We start from the raw sequence: 17,712 nt of genomic DNA on the forward strand, positions 1-17,712 counted from the left end.
TTTTACAGTGCTTACAGGGCCAGATCATCCCGGTGGATCAAGGCTGCGCGGCCAGGGTAGCCCAACGTTGCCTCAATTTCAGAAGACTTGCGCCCTTTGATCGCGTCCGCCTCTTGCGCGGTGTATCGGCTGATGCCCTGAGCCAGTCGCCGTGCTTTGGCGTCAAGAACAGCGACAGGATCGCCGCGCCCGAAATCGCCAGTCACCTCGACTATACCCGCAGGTAGCAGGCTTTTGCCATTGGCCAGAGCATTGGCGGCCCCGTCATCCACGGTGATCTCTCCGCGTGGTTTCATCGCAGAGATCCAACGTTTGCGGGCGGCGTGCGGGTCCAGCGTGGCCGTAAACCACGTTGAATTCGCGTCGTTTTCCAACGATTTCAGAGGGTTCAGCACCGAACCTTCAGTAATCGCCATCGCGCAGCCGCCAGCCGTGGCCATCTTGGCGGCCAGCAGTTTTGTCTTCATCCCGCCTTTGGACAGGCCCGAGCCTGCATCACCCGCCATGGCCTCGATCTCGGGTGTGATCCGATCAATGGTTTCGAACCGAGTGGCTGTGGCGTCCTCGTTCGGATTACCGGAATAGAACCCATCCACATCGGACAGCAGGATCAGTTGATCGGCCCCGACCGTTACAGCAATCTGCGCGGCCAGACGATCATTGTCACCATATCGGATCTCGTCCGTGGCAACCGTATCGTTTTCGTTCACGATCGGAACAACCCCAAGACCCAACAAAGTTTCCAGCGTGGCCCGTGAGTTCAAATAACGGCGGCGATCCTCGCTGTCCTCAAGCGTCACCAGCACCTGCGCCGTCGTTATCTGGTGCGGGGTCAAAGCTTCTTCATAGGCCCGCGCCAGACGAATCTGACCCACTGCGGCGGCGGCTTGTGATTTCTCCAAAGGCAATGCAGCCATCGGCAACCGCAATACACCGCGGCCCAACGCGATTGACCCGGAAGAGACCAAAATGACATCTGTCCCCTGCCCCTTAAGCCAGGCCACATCCTGCGCCAACGAGGTCAACCAGTCCGACCGAAGCAAACCGGTGTCGCGATCCACCAGCAAAGCGGATCCGATTTTCACCACCAGACGGCGGGCAGAGGTCAGGGCTGCCAAGGCTGCGCCTCCTCAGCGGGTTTATGGCGCACGCGATTGTCGTCGATCTGCGCCCGCAACGCGCGCAGAACCTCGGTCACGCCCAGATGGGCCACACCCGACATGGTCATGACGGGGCCACCCACGGCTTCCTCCAGTTCAGCTTTGGTCAATTCCCGCTCTTCGTCATCCAGTGCGTCGACCTTGTTCAGAACGGTGATCCGAGGTTTTTCAGCCAGCTCACCGCCATAGGCTTCAAGCTCGTGAATAATTGTCCGGTAATCTTCGGCAACTGACTCAGAGGTGCCATCAACCAGATGCAACAGCACGGCGCAGCGTTCAACATGGCCAAGGAACCGGTCCCCGATGCCGCGTCCTTCATGCGCGCCTTCGATCAGGCCGGGAATATCCGCAACTACGAATTCAACGTTGTCGACCCCCACGACGCCCAGATTTGGGTGCAACGTTGTGAAGGGATAATCCGCAATCTTAGGGCGTGCGTTTGATGTGGCTGCCAGAAAAGTAGACTTGCCCGCATTAGGCATACCCAGCAATCCCACATCCGCAATCAGCTTAAGCCGCAGCCAGATGGTACGGTCGATCCCCGCCTGCCCCGGATTGGCCCGGCGCGGTGCCTGATTGGTAGCGGACTTGAAGTGCAAGTTTCCAAACCCGCCATTGCCGCCCTTGGCCAACAGCACGCGCTGTCCAACCTCAGTCAGATCACAGATAACGGTTTCTTCGTCTTCATCCAGAATTTCAGTACCCACAGGTACGCGCAGAACGATATCGTCGCCGTCCTTACCGGTACGCTGCTGGCCCCGGCCCGGCTGGCCGTTCTTGGCAAAGAAATGCTGCTGATAGCGAAAGTCGATCAGGGTGTTCAACCCGTCCACAACTTCGGCCCACACAGACCCGCCTTTGCCGCCGTCCCCGCCATCGGGACCGCCGTATTCGATGTATTTTTCGCGTCGGAAGCTGACGCAGCCGCTACCGCCGGCCCCGGACCGGATGTAGACCTTTGCAAGATCGAGAAATTTCATGGTCTGTCCCCTACTGCAAAGGCCCCATCGGCCACAAGTCAGAGTTTTTTACTGTATGTCCAGGTGGGCACATTCGCATCACGCGCCACCGAATAGCTTTCCGCGTCACCCAGATACTGGAACCCGCAATGGGTAAGCACCCGCGCCGAGGCGGGGTTATCCTGAAACACACTGGCAAACATGGTCGCGTTCTGCAGAGGGTTGGCATTGACCAATGCTTCAACGGCCAAAGACGCAATGCCTGTGTTCCAATAAATAGGCGCAACCCAATATCCGACCTCGGACTGATTCCGATCCAGTCGTTTCAGTGTGATCAGGCCGATCAGTTCCGGGCCACCGTCCTTGATTGCATCCATCACCCAGACATCTTCGTCCCGGTCTTCTGCCATCGAACGGGTGACAAAAGCCTCGGTCGAGCCGGGCGCCAGCGGATGCGCGATGCTTGTGGTCATGCGTGCCACGCGCTCATCCCCCGCGTAGTGCTCGATCAGTCCCATGTCCGAACGGCGCAGCGGGCGCAGATCGAACCGCTCGGTTTCTATGACCGGCTGATTTATTATTGCTTCAAGCTTCATTGGTGTGTTCCTCCTCCGAACAACACAAAAAGGACGGACGCAACCGTAAGCCCGGCCAACGTCCACATTAGATATTTTTCCGCAGGGCGACCTTCAACCGCATGGGCAATTCTATCGCCTGCGAAGGTCCAGATCGGGTGCAAAACAACCTGGCAGATGAACAAACAAAGAGCGATCGTGAACGTTGCGTCCAAACTGGACGTGCCAGCCGCGACGAAACCGGTAAACCCGGCAATGATCATGGCCCAGGCTTTGGGATTCAGCGGATGCACGATCAGTCCGGCCCAGAACCCCGGTACCGAACCACCTGCCCCATCCCGCGACAATCGAAGATTGGCAATCTTCCAAGCCAGCCAGCACACATAACCAGCAGAGGCGTATTTCAGTGCAGAAAACACAAATGGCGCTTGTTCCGCAATTTGCATGAGGCCAAAACCCACCGGCCAGATAATCAACTGCTTGCCCAGAACAACACCGGCAACAAACGGCAGGGCCGCCCGGAAACCATAGCGCGCACCTGTTCCCAGCAGGACCATATTGGCCGGTCCCGGCGTGCCAACCTGCGAGGCGGCAAAGATCAGGAAGCTGGTGGTTGCAACGGTCATCGGCTCTTTGGATCACGACTGTGTTAAAACGAAAAAGGGACCGGCATTTTCTGCCGGTCCCCCATGAATTTTTTATTAACCTTCTGGGTCTCGGCTTACTCTGCGGCCTCCGCCACTGGCAGGACCGAAATGAAGGTGCGGTTTTTGAGTCCCTTGTGGAACTTCACGGCGCCATCGGTGGTTGCAAAGATGGTGTGATCTTTGCCCATGCCTACGCCTTCGCCCGGCCAGAACTTGGTGCCGCGCTGACGTACGATGATGTTGCCTGCGATGGCTGCCTGGCCACCATACAGTTTCACGCCAAGGCGGCGACCAGCTGAGTCGCGACCGTTACGGGAGGAACCGCCAGCTTTTTTATGTGCCATTCTCTCTCTCCTTAGCCCTGAGCCAGCTCTTTGGCTTGCTCAACCCATTCGGGTTTCACTTTGATGGTGTCGATAGCAGCAATCTGCTCGTCCGACAAGGCGGCCAGAGCGGCAAAGCTCTCGATACCGGCTTCAACCAGCTTTTTGGCTGCGGCAGGGCCGACACCGTTCAGCTTGGTCAGATCGTCCGCGGCAGCAGCAGCGGCAGGTGCCTCTGCTTTGGCTTCAACTTTCTTGGCAGGCTTTGCAGCAGGTGCCGCGTCGCCAGCCGGAGCTGATCCGGTTGCAGCTTTGATGCCCGACTTGTCAGCGCCCGACGACAGGATGTCGGTGATCTTGACCAGTGTCAGCTTCTGACGGTGGCCAACGGTACGCTTCGAGCTGTGCTTACGACGGCGCTTGACGAACTTGATGACCTTGTCACCTTTGATCTGTTCGATCACTTCGGCCTGTACGCCTGCGCCTTCAACGAAAGGTGCACCAACAACCGGAGCGTCACCGCCCAGCATCAGAACATCGTTGAATTGAACTTTTTCACCTGCGTCGGCAGCCAGTTTTTCAACGCGGAGGATATCGCCCGCCTGAACCTTGTACTGCTTGCCGCCAGTCTTGAGGACCGCAAACATGCGTCTTTCCTTTTCATACCCGCGTTCTGTGGTCCCCTTTCGGGCGTTTCTGGCTTAAGCCACCTCGAACAGCGCGCCCTTTTCGGGCTGTGTGACAGACCCTTTCGATGTATATCTAAGGGTCAAATAATAACGAGACCCGGCGCGGATGACCGGCCGGGATGCGCGCTTATCCATAGATTGCAGAAGAAAGTCAACACCAAACAAGCCTCAAAGGTCAGACGCCCTGAGAGCACGGGCAACCGCTTGTCCCAACTGATAGGAAATATCGTTAAACATACGATCAAACCCATCAAACAACGCGTCGTTCAGCGCTTGTCCGGTCTCCGTTCTGGAAAAAGCTATATTCTCTCGCATTTGCGCCTCGTCCAACGGGCGATATGCCAGCAGTAGAAAGGCATAAAGCCACGCTTCGGTGTCTGCTGTCCTGCTGTCCTTCTGCGACAAAAGCTCTGCCAGTAAGTCCTGAGTGTCTGCTCTTGAATCCACATCCAGACCGCGAAAGAAGTTATAATCTGACGTCAAAGACCCCTGAACGTTCTTCTCAACCAGATTGTTCGCTTTGATGTATTCCTCAACCAAAGCAAACCGCGTTGTTGTGCGTGCGGTTTCTTCAAACGCGTCGCGCGCCATATCTTCGATTGTCGGATCCGACATCGCCTGACGGGCCGAGTTTTCAAGTGTTACGATTGTTTGGCCCAGATCACTCTCAAAAAACACAATGGCCTGATCAAGCTGCGCATCCGACATACCTGCCTCGAACGCTTCAGTCAGGTGATCTTGCATCCACATGGGATCATAGATGTCATTCACCTGAGCTGCGAAAAGCGCCCCTCCGGTGTTGCTCAGCATGGTTTCATCAAGGTTTTTCCGGTGTTCTTGCCCTTCCTGTACCAAAATCTCCATCACGTCGGGCAGGTGCATGGCCTGAGCCAACCGGTCTATCTTTTCGTTCGCCAACGCGGGCGACGCCAAAAGTACAAGGACCAGAACCTGAGCGAACCGCTGCATCAAATATCCTGTGCGGGATGCAATTCTGCCATCCGCGAGGCAAGAACCTCGAACCGTCGGGCCATGATTTCGAATTGTATAACGTTCAGAAGTTCATAAACTTCCTGCATCAAAGGCTGTTCCAACGCATCGACATAGGCGTTCACGTCCTCGTCCGAGAAATCCTTGTACGTGTAAGCCGCGCCTGCAAGGCTGGACAATTGAAGCGATTGACGCAGAGCGGGCTCGTTTCTTTTCAAAAGCTCTCGCAAATCTTCTGCATCCATTTGCAATTCGATTACGCCGGAAGCGCTGGCCGCCAGCAGGAAGCGAAACTGTATCTCCTGCCATGCTCGAAGCGCTGTATCGGTCGAATCGATGGCCGCACCCATTCGCTTGAAGCTTTCGACCCGCTGTGATCCTTCTTTGATCAGATCTGAGATGATCTGCTGGCCTTCCAGTTGCTTGGCCTCGTTGTCTTCTTTCATGTGCGAGGCGTTCTCGACCTCAACCAGACGCTGCCCTAGATCGGAGGCATAGAATTCAACCGCATGTGTCAAAGCCTCATCGCGCAGCGTCTCTTCCAAGATGGAAACGGCCGTCTTGTGCATGGCCTCGACGTCAAACACCTCATCCGTCAGGCGCGCCCAGTCCGAGCCGAACCCGTCCGGATCAATGCCAAGCATTTGCGGTGCAGACCGAGAACTCAACGCGATGCTTTCCAGCGCAACATCAAATCCGGTTGTGGTCAGAAACGCCTCGATCCGATCCCGGTTGGCCGCAAACAAAGGAGCAGCAGCCATAATAAACGCCAATAGCGGCGCCAAAAACAGAAAAGCAAAGCGGTGTGCAGGCTGTGTCATAGTATTCAGAGTAGGTGTTTTCCGTCCGCTGGCAATGGAAAAACCCGGCTTTGTCAAATTCTGGAATTTTCTGCTTGCACCCCCGCCCGTTCCTCACTAAATCCCCCCCTCACAGACCCCCGCGGAGAGGTGCCGGAGTGGTCGAACGGGGCGGTCTCGAAAACCGTTGTGGGTGCAAGCCCACCCAGGGTTCGAATCCCTGTCTCTCCGCCATTTTTCAAATTGGCTATATTAACCGGGCGCAGCGAATACTTGCCCTGTCGCGCGACATCAATGGCGGATCGCTGCGCAGTCTTGAAGGGTATGTCCCGAAAGCAGCGTGATCTTGCCGGGTTCGATACGCCCGATCAGCACAGCCCGGCTCAAACCTCTGTTTTGCCGAGACTTCACAAGATTTCCCCTTTGTCTTTGCGTTAGTTTTGGATCATCCCAGCGACACAAATTCCAAAGGAGATTCACATGTCGCGTACTTTAATTTTGATCATAGTCCTCGCCGCAATCGGCGTTGGCGGATATTATTACCTAAACCAACCGGAACCAACTCCGGCTGAACGTTTGCAGTCAGCAGCCGAAGACGCCAGTGACGCATTGGCCGATGCTGCCACTGCGGCACAAGACGCCGCCTCCGACGCGGTTGACGCCGCCACAGAACAAGCCTCGGAAGCGGCTTCATCATTGACTGAACAGGCATCCGAGGCGGCATCTTCTGTTGCCGATCAGGCATCAGAAGCCGCGCAACAAGCAAGCGATCAGGTCGCTGCTCTGACTGGACAAGGGCAAGAGCTGCTGAACTCCTGGATCGCGGAAGGCAAGTTGAACCCTGCCAATTTCGACTATGACGGCATCATGACATCGCTAGAAGAAAGCACATTGGCAGCGGACCTGAAAGAGCAAGCGATCAAGATCGTGAATGACATCAAAGCATCGCCTGAAACCATCGCTCAGAAAATTCAGGAACTGACCAACCTGCTGACCCAACAATAAAATAAATGGGGCTGCCCGTTTGGGTAAGTCCCACTCTTCGGGGGCATCTTGGATGCCCCCACGTTATTTCGGCATTGAATTGACGCCCTAAGCGGCTTTTGATTGGCTCATTCTGACACCCTACCCGCGCCATGCCTTCTTGAACATTTGTTTCGATACGGCGCGTGTCACTCCAGTTTAGTCAAGGATGACCAAATGACAGATTTGCCGCACACCATGTTTGCCACCATTTTGAAGCATGACGGATATTCCGGCACATCCAGCGGACCGGTGATCGCGGATGCAGCCGAATGGCTTGAACCCGCAGAAGTACCTGTACCACAGCCTGGTCCGGGTCAGGTTTTGATCAAACTGCGCACCGCATCCGTCAATCCATCCGACCTGCACTTCATCAAGGGTGAGTATGGCCAACCCCGAGTAAAGGGATCCCCAGCCGGTTTCGAAGGATGTGGTGATGTTGTGGCCACCGGCAAAGGTGCCGAAGCCCTGCAAGGTCAGCGCGTTGCATTTGTCGCTGCTGGGTCCGGTGCGTGGGCTGAATATGTCGTCACTCAGATGCAGATGTGTATCCCCCTGAGGCCGGATATTTCAGACGACGACGGGGCCGCGCAAATTGTCAATCCGCTGACCGCGATGGCGATGGTGGACATGGCCAAGGTCGACGGCGACGCGTTTGTCGTGTCTGCTGCAACCAGCCAGCTCGGAAAGCTCATGTGCAGCCTTGGCCGCGATCTCGGGCTGAAACCCATAGCGCTCGTGCGGCGCGCTGAGACTGTTGAAACGTTGAAGAGCCTTGGCGCCGCCGAAGTCCTGGTGACGACAGATTCAGATGTTGTTGAGCAATTTGCCGGACTGAGCACATCCATGAAGCCACGCGTATTTCTTGACGCCGTGACTGACCAACTGTCGGAACAATTGTTCTGCGCCATGCCCAACCGTGCACGCTGGATCACCTATGGCAAGCTTTCGACCGAAGCGCCGACGCTCACTCAAACCGGCCAGTTGATCTTTATGGGCAAGCGGATCGAAGGTTTTTGGCTGACGCAATGGATGATGTCGACGCCAACAGCGGATCAGATGCGGGTGGTGGCCGAGGTTCAGGCGCGTTTTGCAGACGGGCGCTGGAAAACAGATGTTTCTGAACACCTTACACTCAGAGATCTGGTGCCAAATTTAGCCAATGCGCTGAAAAAGAGTGACGGAAAGGTGATAATCACGCCATAGTAGAAGAACCCCACGCAACCCGAAGACTTGCGTGAGGCTGACGGCACCTGTTGCTCGTTAGAGGGAGGACAGTTTGGATAACGCACAGCTGCTGATCAGCGGACTGGCGAATGGCTGCGTCTATGGCCTGATCGCACTTGGCTTTGTTCTGATTTACAAGGCGACCGAAGCGGTGAATTTCGCGCAGGGCGATTTCATGATGCTGGGCGCCTTTGTGACTATCGGCCTGACAAATACCGAGTATATGGGCCTGCCCTTCTGGATGGCCCTGCCGATCTCACTGGGGATTATGGGTGCCTTAGGCTATCTGCTGGATCGGCTGATTATTCGGCGGCTGTTCGGTGAAAGCCAGACCGCCGTCGTCATCCTGACCATCGCTTTGGGGTTCGTGATCCGATTTGTTGCGGGGTTGATCTGGGGGCATGAACCGCAAACGCTGCAAAACCCGCTTGCCGGTAAAGAGGTCCGTTTTGGCGGTCTGGTACTGGGGATGGAGGATGTGGCGGTAATTGTTGTCACGATCCTTCTGACCGGGGCGCTTTATGTCTTTTTCAGCCGCACAAAACTGGGCCTTGCGATGCAGGGCGCGTCGCAAAACCAATTGGCGGCCTACTACATGGGCATTCCTGTCAAACGCGTTCAGGGCTTTATCTGGGCACTGGCCGGGGTCGTTGCCGGGATCGCCGGTATCCTGTTTGCCGCCAAGGGCGCGGTGGATCCAACCACAGGCTTGCTGGGCATCAAGGCCTTTGCAGCAGCGGTCATTGGCGGCTTTGGCAGTCTGCCGGGCGCATTGGCCGGAGGGCTGATCGTCGGCGTGATTGAACCCTTTGCCAGCCGCTATATTGCCGCGGGTTACAGCCAGGTTGCCCCCTATGCTTTACTGCTGGCCGTGCTGATTTTCCGGCCCAACGGGCTGTTCAGTCAGGTTCGGGTCAAAAAGGTCTGAGTCATGCGGATTGTATTCAAAACCAACTACATGCAGGATATCCGACCTTGGAAAGACCGGTATCAACTGTGTCTTTACCTGATCCTTCTGGCCGTCGTTGCAGCGGCCCCATGGTGGCTGGACGCGTTCTATCTGGGCGAGCTGACAAACGTTCTGATCTGGGCCATAGCAGGGCTGGGCCTGATGATCCTGACCGGGCATACCGGGCAGGTCAGTCTGGGACATGCCGCTTTTCTGGCTTTTGGCTGCTATGCCAACGTCGCCCTGATCGAAGCAGGTGTTCCTTTTCTGATCGCCTTCCCGCTGGCCGGAATTCTAACCGGCATTGCAGGTGTGACAGTCGCCATCCCTGCCCTGCGGCTGCACGGTATCTATCTGGCCATCTTCACCATGGCCCTTTCGATCCTGATGGATGACATCATCGTTCTGTCTGAACCCATCACTGGAGGCGTCGCAGGCAAGTATGTCGGCGGGGTCGAGATCTTTGGCCATTTGGTAGACCGCTGGGGTACGCCGGATCTGTTCTTCTGGTTGGTTCTGACTGTCGCTGTCCTTGTGACGCTGGGCTATATCAACCTGCTGCGCGCGCCTTTGGGGCGCAGCTTTATCGCAGTTCGCGACTCTGAGGTTTCGGCGCAGGCGATGGGCATCGATATTGCGCGGACCAAGATGATCTCATTTGCCTTGTCCTGTGCAGTAACGGGCTGGGCCGGAGCGCTGATGGGGCTGTTTGCCGGAGCCTTCAACAACGAAACCTTCAGTGTCCTGATCTCGATCCAGTTGCTGATGATGATCGTGATTGGCGGACTGGGTTCGATCCACGGGGCATTTCTGGGCGCGATCGTGATCGGGTTCCTGCCTCAGTTCCTGTCAATCTCCAAAGAATATGCCGGAGCTTTGTTCGGCGGCAACACAGTTGCCATTCCGGGCCTTGAATTTGGCATCTTTGGCATGATCTTGATCGCCTTCATCCTGTTCGAACCCATGGGGCTTTATGGTCGCTGGCTCAAGATCCGCACCTGGTTCGAGCTGTTCCCCTTCTACCGTAAGGACATGTTCAAACGGCAAAAATCTTATCTTAAGACGGAGCGTCTGAGATGAGCCTGTTGGAGTTTGAAAACGTTACCCTGAAGTTCGGTGGCCTAACAGCTGTTGATAACCTCTCGTTCGAAGTGCTGGAGGGCGAGGTTTTTGCCATCGTCGGCCCCAACGGTGCTGGCAAATCGACCGTATTCAACCTGATCTCGCGGTTCTACGAGCCCTATGCCGGGTCGATCCGGTTCGACGGCCATGATCTGCTGCGTGTCAAACCCTCGGGCGTTGCTGCTTTTGGCGTGGCGCGGACGTTTCAGAACATTGAACTGTTCGAGCACGCAACCGTTTTGCAAAACCTTCTGGTTGGGCGGCATCGGCATCGACAAACAAATCTGCTGTCTGAGCTGTTGTTCCTTCCGTCTGCCCGATGGCAGGAAATCGAAAACCGCGAGAAGGTTGAAGAGATCATCGATTTCCTCGATCTTCAGGCCTATCGCGACAAGATGATCGCAGGGCTGCCCTATGGCGTGCGAAAAGTGGTTGAGGTCGCGCGCGCACTGGCAACTGATCCCAAACTGCTGCTGTTGGACGAACCCGCCTCGGGCCTTTCAGTCGAAGAAACCAGTGACATGCGGTGGTGGATCGATGACATCCGGCGTCAGATGGGCATCACCGTGCTGATGGTGGAACATGACATGGGCCTGGTCTCGGGCGTGTCAGATCGGGTTTTGGCGATGGCAGACGGCGCGGAATTGGCACTGGGCTCTCCTGCACAAGTGCAGGCTCACCCGGCCGTTATCGAAGCGTATCTGGGGAAAGCTTCATGACTGAGCCGATCCTGAGAATACGCAATGTCGAAAGCTTTTATGGCCCCATCATGGCCATTCGCGGGGTGTCATTGGATGTGCACGAGGGGCAGATCGTGTCGATCCTCGGGGCCAATGGCGCGGGAAAAACGACGCTGATGAAAACCGTCTCGGGTGTGATGGACCCGGAAAAGGGACAAGTTACCTTTGATGGTGAAGACATTCAGGGGGCAGAACCACATAAGGTCGTGCAACGCGGGATCGTGCATATTCCCGAAGGGCGCGAGGTCTTTCCCCTTCTGACTGTTGATGAAAACCTCAGCCTTGGTGCCTATTCCCGCAAGGACAAAGACCAGATCGAACAGGATCGAGAGCTGGTCTTCAGTTACTTCCCGGTTCTCAAAGACCGCCGCGGGCAAGAGGCTGGCACCCTGTCAGGCGGTCAACAGCAAATGTTGGCGATTGGACGTGGGCTGATGGCCCGTCCTCGTATCATGTTGCTGGACGAGCCATCACTGGGCCTGTCGCCGATGCTGGTGCAAGAGATTTTCGAAATCCTCAGACGCCTCAACCAAGAACAGCAGATGACTATGATGCTGGTCGAACAGAACGCTCATGCGGCACTGGATCTGGCCCATCATGGCTATGTGATGGAGGTTGGGCGCATCGTCATGGACGGTAGCGCCGAGGCTCTGTTGAAATCCGAGGACATCCAGAACTTCTATCTTGGTGTGCGTGAAGACGGCGCGCGGGAAAACCGGCGCTGGAAACGGAAAAAGACGTGGAGGTAAGACGGATGGATGCCAGCCCCCTGCCCCCGCAGACCACAATCAACGGCGTGCGCTTTAACGCAACAACAGGGCAAAGGCCGCTGCGGGTGGACGGCTGCATCACCATCAGTGAGCTGTTTCAACACCGCTGCGCCGAGCTGGGCGAACGCACCGCGCACCGGGAAAAAGATCTGGGCATCTGGAAATCCTATTCCTGGGCCGATTACTGGCAACACGCCAAATGGATTGGTTTGGCGCTACGGAAACTGGGGCTGGAACGGGGCGATGTGGTCTCGATCCTCTCCGAGGACCGCAAGGAATGGGCCTGGTTCGACATGGGTATTCAGGGCGTCGGAGGGATAGCCTCGGGCGTTTACACCACCGATTCAGCCAGTCAGTTGCAATACCTGATCAATGACAGCGGCAGCAAATTCCTGATTGTCGAAGATGAAGAGCATCTGGACAAGTTTCTGGAAATCGAAGCTGAAGTTCCGGACCTGATCAAGGTGATCATTCTGGAAGACGAAGGTCTGCACGACCTCAAACACCCGCGCTGCATGATGATCAACGACCTCTACGCTCTTGGCCGAGAGGTAGAAGCAGCCGATCCCGGGCGGTTCGAGGCCGAAATCGCGCTGGCGAAACCGCAGGATACGGCGCTGCTTGTCTATACCTCCGGCACCACGGGACAGCCCAAGGGCGCGATGCTGAGCCACGAGAATATCCTTGCTGCCATTGAATCCGGCGCGCGGGCCTTGCCGGTTCTGGCCAGTGATGAGCAGCTTTGCTTCCTGCCGCTGTGTCATATTCTGGAACGGGACGTGTCGGTCTATTTCCCACTGGCAGCCCGATGCACGGTGAATTTCGCGGAAAGCCCGGAAACCGTATTTGCGAACTTGCAAGAGGTCTCGCCCTCCACCTTCACGGCTGTGCCGCGCGTGTGGGAAAAGATTTATGCGCATGTGCAAATTCTGACGCAGGAGGCCACACCGTTGGGGCGCGCGGCCTTTGGGATGGCATTGAAAGCTGGCGCTCGCCGCGCGGAATACAAGGCGGCAGGGAAACACGTTCCGATCGGTATCGCAGTGCAGTTCTGGATATGGGATCAACTGGTTCTGAAGAACCTGCGCCGTATGCTGGGCATGGACAAACTGCGTCGTGGCGGCACCGGAGCCGCACCGATTTCGACGGACCTGCTGAATTGGTATTGGGCCATCGGCGTGCCTTTGGTCGAAGGCTTTGGGATGACTGAAACCGCCGGGCTTGCCACGCTCAACACCGTTGAAAGCAACAGGATCGGGACCATCGGCCAAGCTGTCGAAGGTTGCGACATTCGCATCTCAGAAGATGGTGAAATCCAGCTGAAAGGCATGAACATTTTTCAGGGATATTGGCGCAACAATGCCAAGACGGCCGAGACGTTCACTGCCGATGGTTGGCTGCGCACGGGGGATATGGGGCATTTCGACAAGGATGGCTTTGTCACCATCACGGGTCGTCTGAAAGACATCATCATCACAGCAGGTGGTAAGAACATCACCCCGGCCGAAATCGAAAGCCAGTTGAAGTTCAGCCACTATATTTCTGACGCGATCCTGATTGGTGACAGGCGTAAATACCTGACGGCCCTGATCATGATCGATCAGGAGAATGTCGAGAAATATGCACAGGACCGCAAAATTCCGTTTTCGAATTTCGCCTCACTCTGTGCCGCGATCGAGATCCGCGATCTGATCGGCGCCGAAGTTGCAGCTGTGAATACCCAATTTGCACGGGTCGAACAGATCAAGGATTTTCGTCTCATCGACGTGCTTTTGACGGCCGAAGACGATGAACTGACCGCTACGATGAAGCTGAAACGGGGTTTGGTGGAAAAGAAACACGGACATCTGATTGAAGACATGTACAGTTAGACAAGGGAATTTCGGGAGGAGAGAAATGAGAAAGTCATTCAAACTATTGGCTGTCGCCACGGCCTTGACCGCCTCGGCGACTATGGGTTTGGCGCAAACCCAAGGCGTAACCGACGAAGAAATCGTGATCGGATCGGTCAACGATCTGAGTGGTATATTCGCAGCCGTAGGCGTTCCGGCCACCAAAGGCGCTAATGTCGTGTTTGACCGCGTCAATGCAGCCGGTGGCGTGCATGGGCGACAAATTCGATATGTCGTCGAAGACAATGGCTATCAGATGCCACGGGCCATGCAGGGCTACAACAAACTGCTGAACCGGGACAAAGTGTTTGCGATGCTGCAATCACTGGGCACGCCGATGAACATGGCGGGCTTCAAACTGCTGGATCCAAAGGGAATTCCCAACGTTGCCCCCCTGACAGCCGCGCGGCAGATGTTGCAAGAGCCGATGCGCAACAAGTTCACCTCGTTTTCGACTTACTATGATCAAGCCCGCATTGGGGTGAAATACCTTGCCGGAGAATTCGGATCGCAAACCGTTTGCAGCATGTACCTGCCCACCGATTTCGGTGAGGAAATACTGGAAGGCAGCAAAGCCGGGGCTGAAGAGGCCGGGATCGCATTTGGATCCGAGACCACGCATAAGCCAGACGAGACCGATTTCGTGGGCTCGCTCAGCAAACTCAAGGAAGAAGGCTGTGACATTGTCACGATGGCGCTGGGTGTTCGTCAGGCGATCACTGTGGTGGGTACTGCCAAGAAGATGGGCCTGACGGATATGAAATTCCTGGGCACTTCGGCTAGCTTCCTGACTGTTGTCGCACAGGTTCCCGGTGGCGTGACCGATGGCTTCTATGCCGCCGCATCGTGGCAGGATCTGTGGGCCCGCGCCGATGAACCCGCCCCCGCCGCGTTCATTGAAGAGTACAAGGCCGCCACGGGTGAAGATCCGGTTGGGTTTGCAATGCTGGGCTATTCCGCCGCCGAGATGATGGTCAAAGCGCTGGAGGCTGCAGGTCCGGATCTGACCCATGACAGTTTCATCGCAGCCATGGAGTCGCTGGATTATCAGGACGATCTGGTCGGCAACCACATCACCTATGGGCCGGATGATCATCAAGGCGCGGATACCGTGTTCGTAAACGTTGTTGAAAACGGCGCGTGGAAATTGGTCTACGAGGAATAAGACACCGTAAACGCAACGAAAAAGGGCTCGCAGATGCGAGCCCTTTCTTTTTGGATCGTCCCGGCGATTAACGCTTCGAGAACTGGAACGAACGGCGGGCTTTGCGCTTACCGAATTTCTTACGTTCCACAACGCGGCTGTCGCGGGTCAGGAAGCCTGCGGCTTTCAGAGCGCCACGCAGGTTCGGGTCGTACAGCTGCAGCGCTTTCGAGATGCCGTGCTTTACCGCACCGGCCTGACCGGTCAGGCCACCGCCTTTTACGGTTGCTACAACGTCGAATTCACCTTCCACACCAGCAACCTGGAACGGCTGGCGCAGGATCAGCTGCAGAACCGGACGCGCAAAATACTTGTCCTGGTCTTTGCCGTTCACGGTGACCTTACCAGAACCCGGCTTGATCCAAACGCGGGCAACAGCGTCTTTACGCTTACCGGTGGCGTAGGAGCGGCCCAGCTCGTCACGTACGGGTTCACGCACGATGACTTCTTCGGCCACGGTTTCAACGCCTGCGACGGCGCTCAGCTCTTCGAGAGTATTGATCTGATCAGCCATCGGTCATTAGCTCCGGGTGTTTTTCTTGTTCATGGACTTGACGTCCAGAACTTCGGGGGCCTGGGCTTCGTGCGGGTGCTCGGCACCAGCATAAACGCGCAGATTGGTCATTTGCTGACGCGACAGACGGTTGCCCGGCAGCATGCGCTTAACCGCTTGGGTCACAACGCGCTCGGGGTGTGCACCCTCCAGAATCTGCTGTTTGGTGCGCGACTTGATGCCGCCCGGGTGGCCAGTGTGCCAGTAGAAGTTTTCTTCGCGCTTCTTGCCGGTCATCTGGATTTTGTCAGCGTTGATTACGATGACATTGTCGCCCATGTCCATGTTCGGGGTGAACGACGCTTTGTGCTTGCCACGCAGGCGCATGGCGACGATCGAGGCAAGACGGCCCAGAACAACGCCCTCGGCGTCGATCAGGATCCATTTCTTGTCGATGTCTGCAGGTGTTGCAGAAAAGGTTTTCATGGCAGGATAGTCCTGTTTGATGTGAAAGACCGCCCCAAGACAGAGCGGCCCGAATTCGATGGAGGGGTTCTATGGGGTGCTTGCGCACACGTCAAGCGCAGCAAATCAGTTTTTATCGTTGCAAAACAATATCTTGTAAAATAGGTATTATTTTACCCCAATCTAAACGCTGATTTGCTCGGGTGGATTGTCCAGTAACGCACGCAGGCGAAGCATTGCATCCTCGAACCGTTGCAACGAGACATGCCCGTTCATCGCAATGCGAACCGCATTTGGTGCCCGGCCATCGCGCAGGGCGAATTCGTCCGCCGAACGCAATTGTATTCCTTCCCGCTCTGCCGCCCGGCTGAAGGCCGCTGCCCGCCACCCAGATGGCAGGTTCAGCCAGACAAAGGGTACATCTGGTGCCCACGTGAGGTCAAAACCACCCAACGCATTCACCGTGACGCGCACATACTCTCCCATTCGAGAACGCACATCTTTGGCGATCTGCCGCGTACGGGGATCAGACAAAAGCAATCGGGTGAGCTCTGCCAACGGCTGCGCCAGCCCAAAATACCCGTACTCTGCCGAGCGCCTCAGATCCACACTTCGCTCTTTCGGAGCAATGGCAAACCCGACGCGCAGCGATGGCGTCAGCACTTTTGAGATCGACGAGACATGCCAGCCCCGCTCGGGCGCCAAGGCACGATAGCTGGGCTCTTTAGCCTCACCCATTCGGTAACAATCATCTTCAACGATCTGCACATCGAATTTTCGCGCGACTTCAACCACTTCTTTGCGACGTTCGAGCGGAGTGTGCAGCGCGGTCGGGTTCTGCACCTCGGGCGAAACGCAAATCGCCTGCGCGGGTGTTTGACGCAAAACATGCTCCATTGCCGTGGGATCAATGCCCCACTTGTCCATCCGAATGCCGACCACTTCGGCCCGCATCAATTCACCGGCGCGGCGAAAGCCCGCGTAGGACAGGTCTTCGACCAGAACGACCGGTTTGGGACCTTGAAGGATGCTTTGAAACACAAGACACAATCCGTTCTGACCGCCATGAGTCAAAACGATGTCGTCATCCGTCAGCGGACCCAACGGCAAATCCGACAGCCACTCGACCACCGCCTGGCGCATGGGCTTATAGGCATCGCGGGTTGGATAGTTCATGAACAAAGCCGGATCGGACTGCGCAACTTTCTGCAAACACTCCCGTATCAACGACACCTGCCCCATATCCGCCAGCCTTGGACTGAACAGGCTGACGTGATTGGCGCTCTGTGCTTCGGCCAAATGCAGTTGACGAGACCAGACATCATCCAGAATCGGCGATTTCGGTGGGGCCACGAATGTACCACGTCCGACCTCAGCTTTTAGCAAGCCTTCATCCGTCAAAATCGTATAGGCCCGTGCCACCGTCCCCGGCGTGATTTGCAATCGATACGCCAGTTCACGCACCGGCGGTAGCTTAGTTCCAATGTCTAACGCCTTGCTCTCAATTGCCTTTCGTATTGTGTCGGCAACCAGTGTATACTTTGGCCCCTTGGCTTTCGGCAACACATCCGGCCAAATTGTATCCATTACAATTCTTCCTTTGCTTTTGACACAATATTGAATGTATCAACACCTTGTACCGAACATTACTGCTTTGTGTCAATACAATTTGAAAGGAACTCCG

At 56.1% G+C, this 17,712-nt stretch carries 19 protein-coding genes and 1 tRNA gene; 9 read left to right on the top strand and 11 right to left on the bottom strand.

The features are described 5' to 3' along the window. Nucleotides 1-11: 11 nt before the first annotated feature. The 8 genes from proB to GOV90_RS02650 form a co-directional block, all read right to left on the bottom strand. Nucleotides 12-1,118: a glutamate 5-kinase gene (proB, locus tag GOV90_RS02615; RefSeq protein ID WP_171090078.1), complete on the bottom strand. Its 1,107-nt coding sequence runs from the start codon at nt 1,116-1,118 to the stop codon at nt 12-14. Further along, nucleotides 1,106-2,140: a GTPase ObgE gene (gene obgE, locus GOV90_RS02620; protein WP_171090079.1), complete on the bottom strand. Its 1,035-nt coding sequence runs from the start codon at nt 2,138-2,140 to the stop codon at nt 1,106-1,108. Before obgE ends, proB begins: the two co-directional genes overlap by 13 nt. 38 nt (nt 2,141-2,178) lie before the next feature. Beyond that, on the bottom strand, nt 2,179-2,715 hold the full coding sequence (locus GOV90_RS02625) for a GNAT family N-acetyltransferase (RefSeq protein WP_171090081.1): 537 nt from the start codon (nt 2,713-2,715) through the stop codon (nt 2,179-2,181). Further along, nucleotides 2,712-3,320 carry a LysE family translocator gene (locus GOV90_RS02630; protein WP_171090083.1) on the bottom strand — a complete coding sequence of 203 codons (609 nt, stop codon included), beginning with the start codon at nt 3,318-3,320 and terminating at the stop codon, nt 2,712-2,714. Before GOV90_RS02630 ends, GOV90_RS02625 begins: the two co-directional genes overlap by 4 nt. 95 nt (nt 3,321-3,415) lie before the next feature. Continuing rightward, nucleotides 3,416-3,685, bottom strand: coding sequence for a 50S ribosomal protein L27 (rpmA, locus tag GOV90_RS02635; RefSeq protein WP_039535512.1), 270 nt, complete (start codon nt 3,683-3,685; stop codon nt 3,416-3,418). 11 nt (nt 3,686-3,696) lie between these two features. Then, nucleotides 3,697-4,311, bottom strand: a complete 615-nt coding sequence (locus GOV90_RS02640) for a 50S ribosomal protein L21 (RefSeq protein WP_171090086.1) — start codon at nt 4,309-4,311, stop codon at nt 3,697-3,699. 210 nt (nt 4,312-4,521) lie between these two features. Then, a complete protein-coding gene (locus GOV90_RS02645; protein ID WP_171090088.1) occupies nt 4,522-5,322 on the bottom strand; it encodes a DUF2059 domain-containing protein in 801 nt (266 codons plus the stop codon). Next, nucleotides 5,322-6,104: a DUF2059 domain-containing protein gene (locus tag GOV90_RS02650; protein WP_253284713.1), complete on the bottom strand. Its 783-nt coding sequence runs from the start codon at nt 6,102-6,104 to the stop codon at nt 5,322-5,324. Before GOV90_RS02650 ends, GOV90_RS02645 begins: the two co-directional genes overlap by 1 nt. Before the next feature lie 183 nt (nt 6,105-6,287). Between GOV90_RS02650 and GOV90_RS02655 the strand changes: the two genes are divergently transcribed. The 9 genes from GOV90_RS02655 to GOV90_RS02695 all read left to right on the top strand — a co-directional run bounded on the left by GOV90_RS02655 (nt 6,288) and on the right by GOV90_RS02695 (nt 15,031). Continuing rightward, nucleotides 6,288-6,377: transfer RNA gene (locus tag GOV90_RS02655), tRNA-Ser, on the top strand. A 246-nt stretch (nt 6,378-6,623) separates the two neighbouring features. Next, nucleotides 6,624-7,148 (top strand): hypothetical protein, encoded by a 525-nt coding sequence (locus GOV90_RS02660; protein WP_171090091.1) that lies wholly within the window; start codon nt 6,624-6,626, stop codon nt 7,146-7,148. A 195-nt stretch (nt 7,149-7,343) separates the two neighbouring features. Further along, nucleotides 7,344-8,372 (top strand): alcohol dehydrogenase catalytic domain-containing protein, encoded by a 1,029-nt coding sequence (locus GOV90_RS02665; RefSeq protein ID WP_171090093.1) that lies wholly within the window; start codon nt 7,344-7,346, stop codon nt 8,370-8,372. A gap of 73 nt (nt 8,373-8,445) precedes the next feature. Continuing rightward, complete coding sequence (locus GOV90_RS02670) at nt 8,446-9,321, top strand: branched-chain amino acid ABC transporter permease (RefSeq protein ID WP_171090095.1); 876 nt, start codon at nt 8,446-8,448, stop codon at nt 9,319-9,321. A gap of 3 nt (nt 9,322-9,324) precedes the next feature. Beyond that, nucleotides 9,325-10,422 carry a branched-chain amino acid ABC transporter permease gene (locus tag GOV90_RS02675; RefSeq protein ID WP_171090097.1) on the top strand — a complete coding sequence of 366 codons (1,098 nt, stop codon included), beginning with the start codon at nt 9,325-9,327 and terminating at the stop codon, nt 10,420-10,422. Next, nucleotides 10,419-11,183, top strand: a complete 765-nt coding sequence (locus GOV90_RS02680) for an ABC transporter ATP-binding protein (protein WP_171090099.1) — start codon at nt 10,419-10,421, stop codon at nt 11,181-11,183. The genes GOV90_RS02675 and GOV90_RS02680 overlap by 4 nt, the downstream gene beginning before the upstream one ends. Then, the gene (locus tag GOV90_RS02685; RefSeq protein WP_171090102.1) at nt 11,180-11,953 is read left to right on the top strand and encodes an ABC transporter ATP-binding protein; all 774 of its coding nucleotides are present in this window, start codon (nt 11,180-11,182) and stop codon (nt 11,951-11,953) included. The genes GOV90_RS02680 and GOV90_RS02685 overlap by 4 nt, the downstream gene beginning before the upstream one ends. 5 nt (nt 11,954-11,958) lie before the next feature. Beyond that, nucleotides 11,959-13,845, top strand: coding sequence for a long-chain fatty acid--CoA ligase (locus GOV90_RS02690; protein ID WP_171090104.1), 1,887 nt, complete (start codon nt 11,959-11,961; stop codon nt 13,843-13,845). Between the two features lie 25 nt (nt 13,846-13,870). Further along, nucleotides 13,871-15,031: an ABC transporter substrate-binding protein gene (locus tag GOV90_RS02695; RefSeq protein ID WP_171090105.1), complete on the top strand. Its 1,161-nt coding sequence runs from the start codon at nt 13,871-13,873 to the stop codon at nt 15,029-15,031. A 67-nt stretch (nt 15,032-15,098) separates the two neighbouring features. On the opposite strand, the gene rpsI is transcribed toward GOV90_RS02695, so the two are convergent. The 3 genes from rpsI to GOV90_RS02710 form a co-directional block, all read right to left on the bottom strand. Then, entirely contained in the window at nt 15,099-15,584 is a 486-nt protein-coding gene (gene rpsI, locus GOV90_RS02700; RefSeq protein ID WP_171090107.1) for a 30S ribosomal protein S9, read from the bottom strand. Nucleotides 15,585-15,590: 6 nt separating this feature from the next. Continuing rightward, nucleotides 15,591-16,049, bottom strand: a complete 459-nt coding sequence (gene rplM, locus GOV90_RS02705) for a 50S ribosomal protein L13 (RefSeq protein ID WP_170324880.1) — start codon at nt 16,047-16,049, stop codon at nt 15,591-15,593. 162 nt (nt 16,050-16,211) lie between these two features. After that, nucleotides 16,212-17,615 carry a PLP-dependent aminotransferase family protein gene (locus GOV90_RS02710; protein WP_171090109.1) on the bottom strand — a complete coding sequence of 468 codons (1,404 nt, stop codon included), beginning with the start codon at nt 17,613-17,615 and terminating at the stop codon, nt 16,212-16,214. Between the last annotated feature and the right edge of the window lie 97 nt (nt 17,616-17,712).

Origin of the sequence: Ruegeria sp. HKCCA5929 (assembly GCF_013034525.1) — a bacterium.
Taxonomy (GTDB): Bacteria; Pseudomonadota; Alphaproteobacteria; order Rhodobacterales; family Rhodobacteraceae; genus Ruegeria.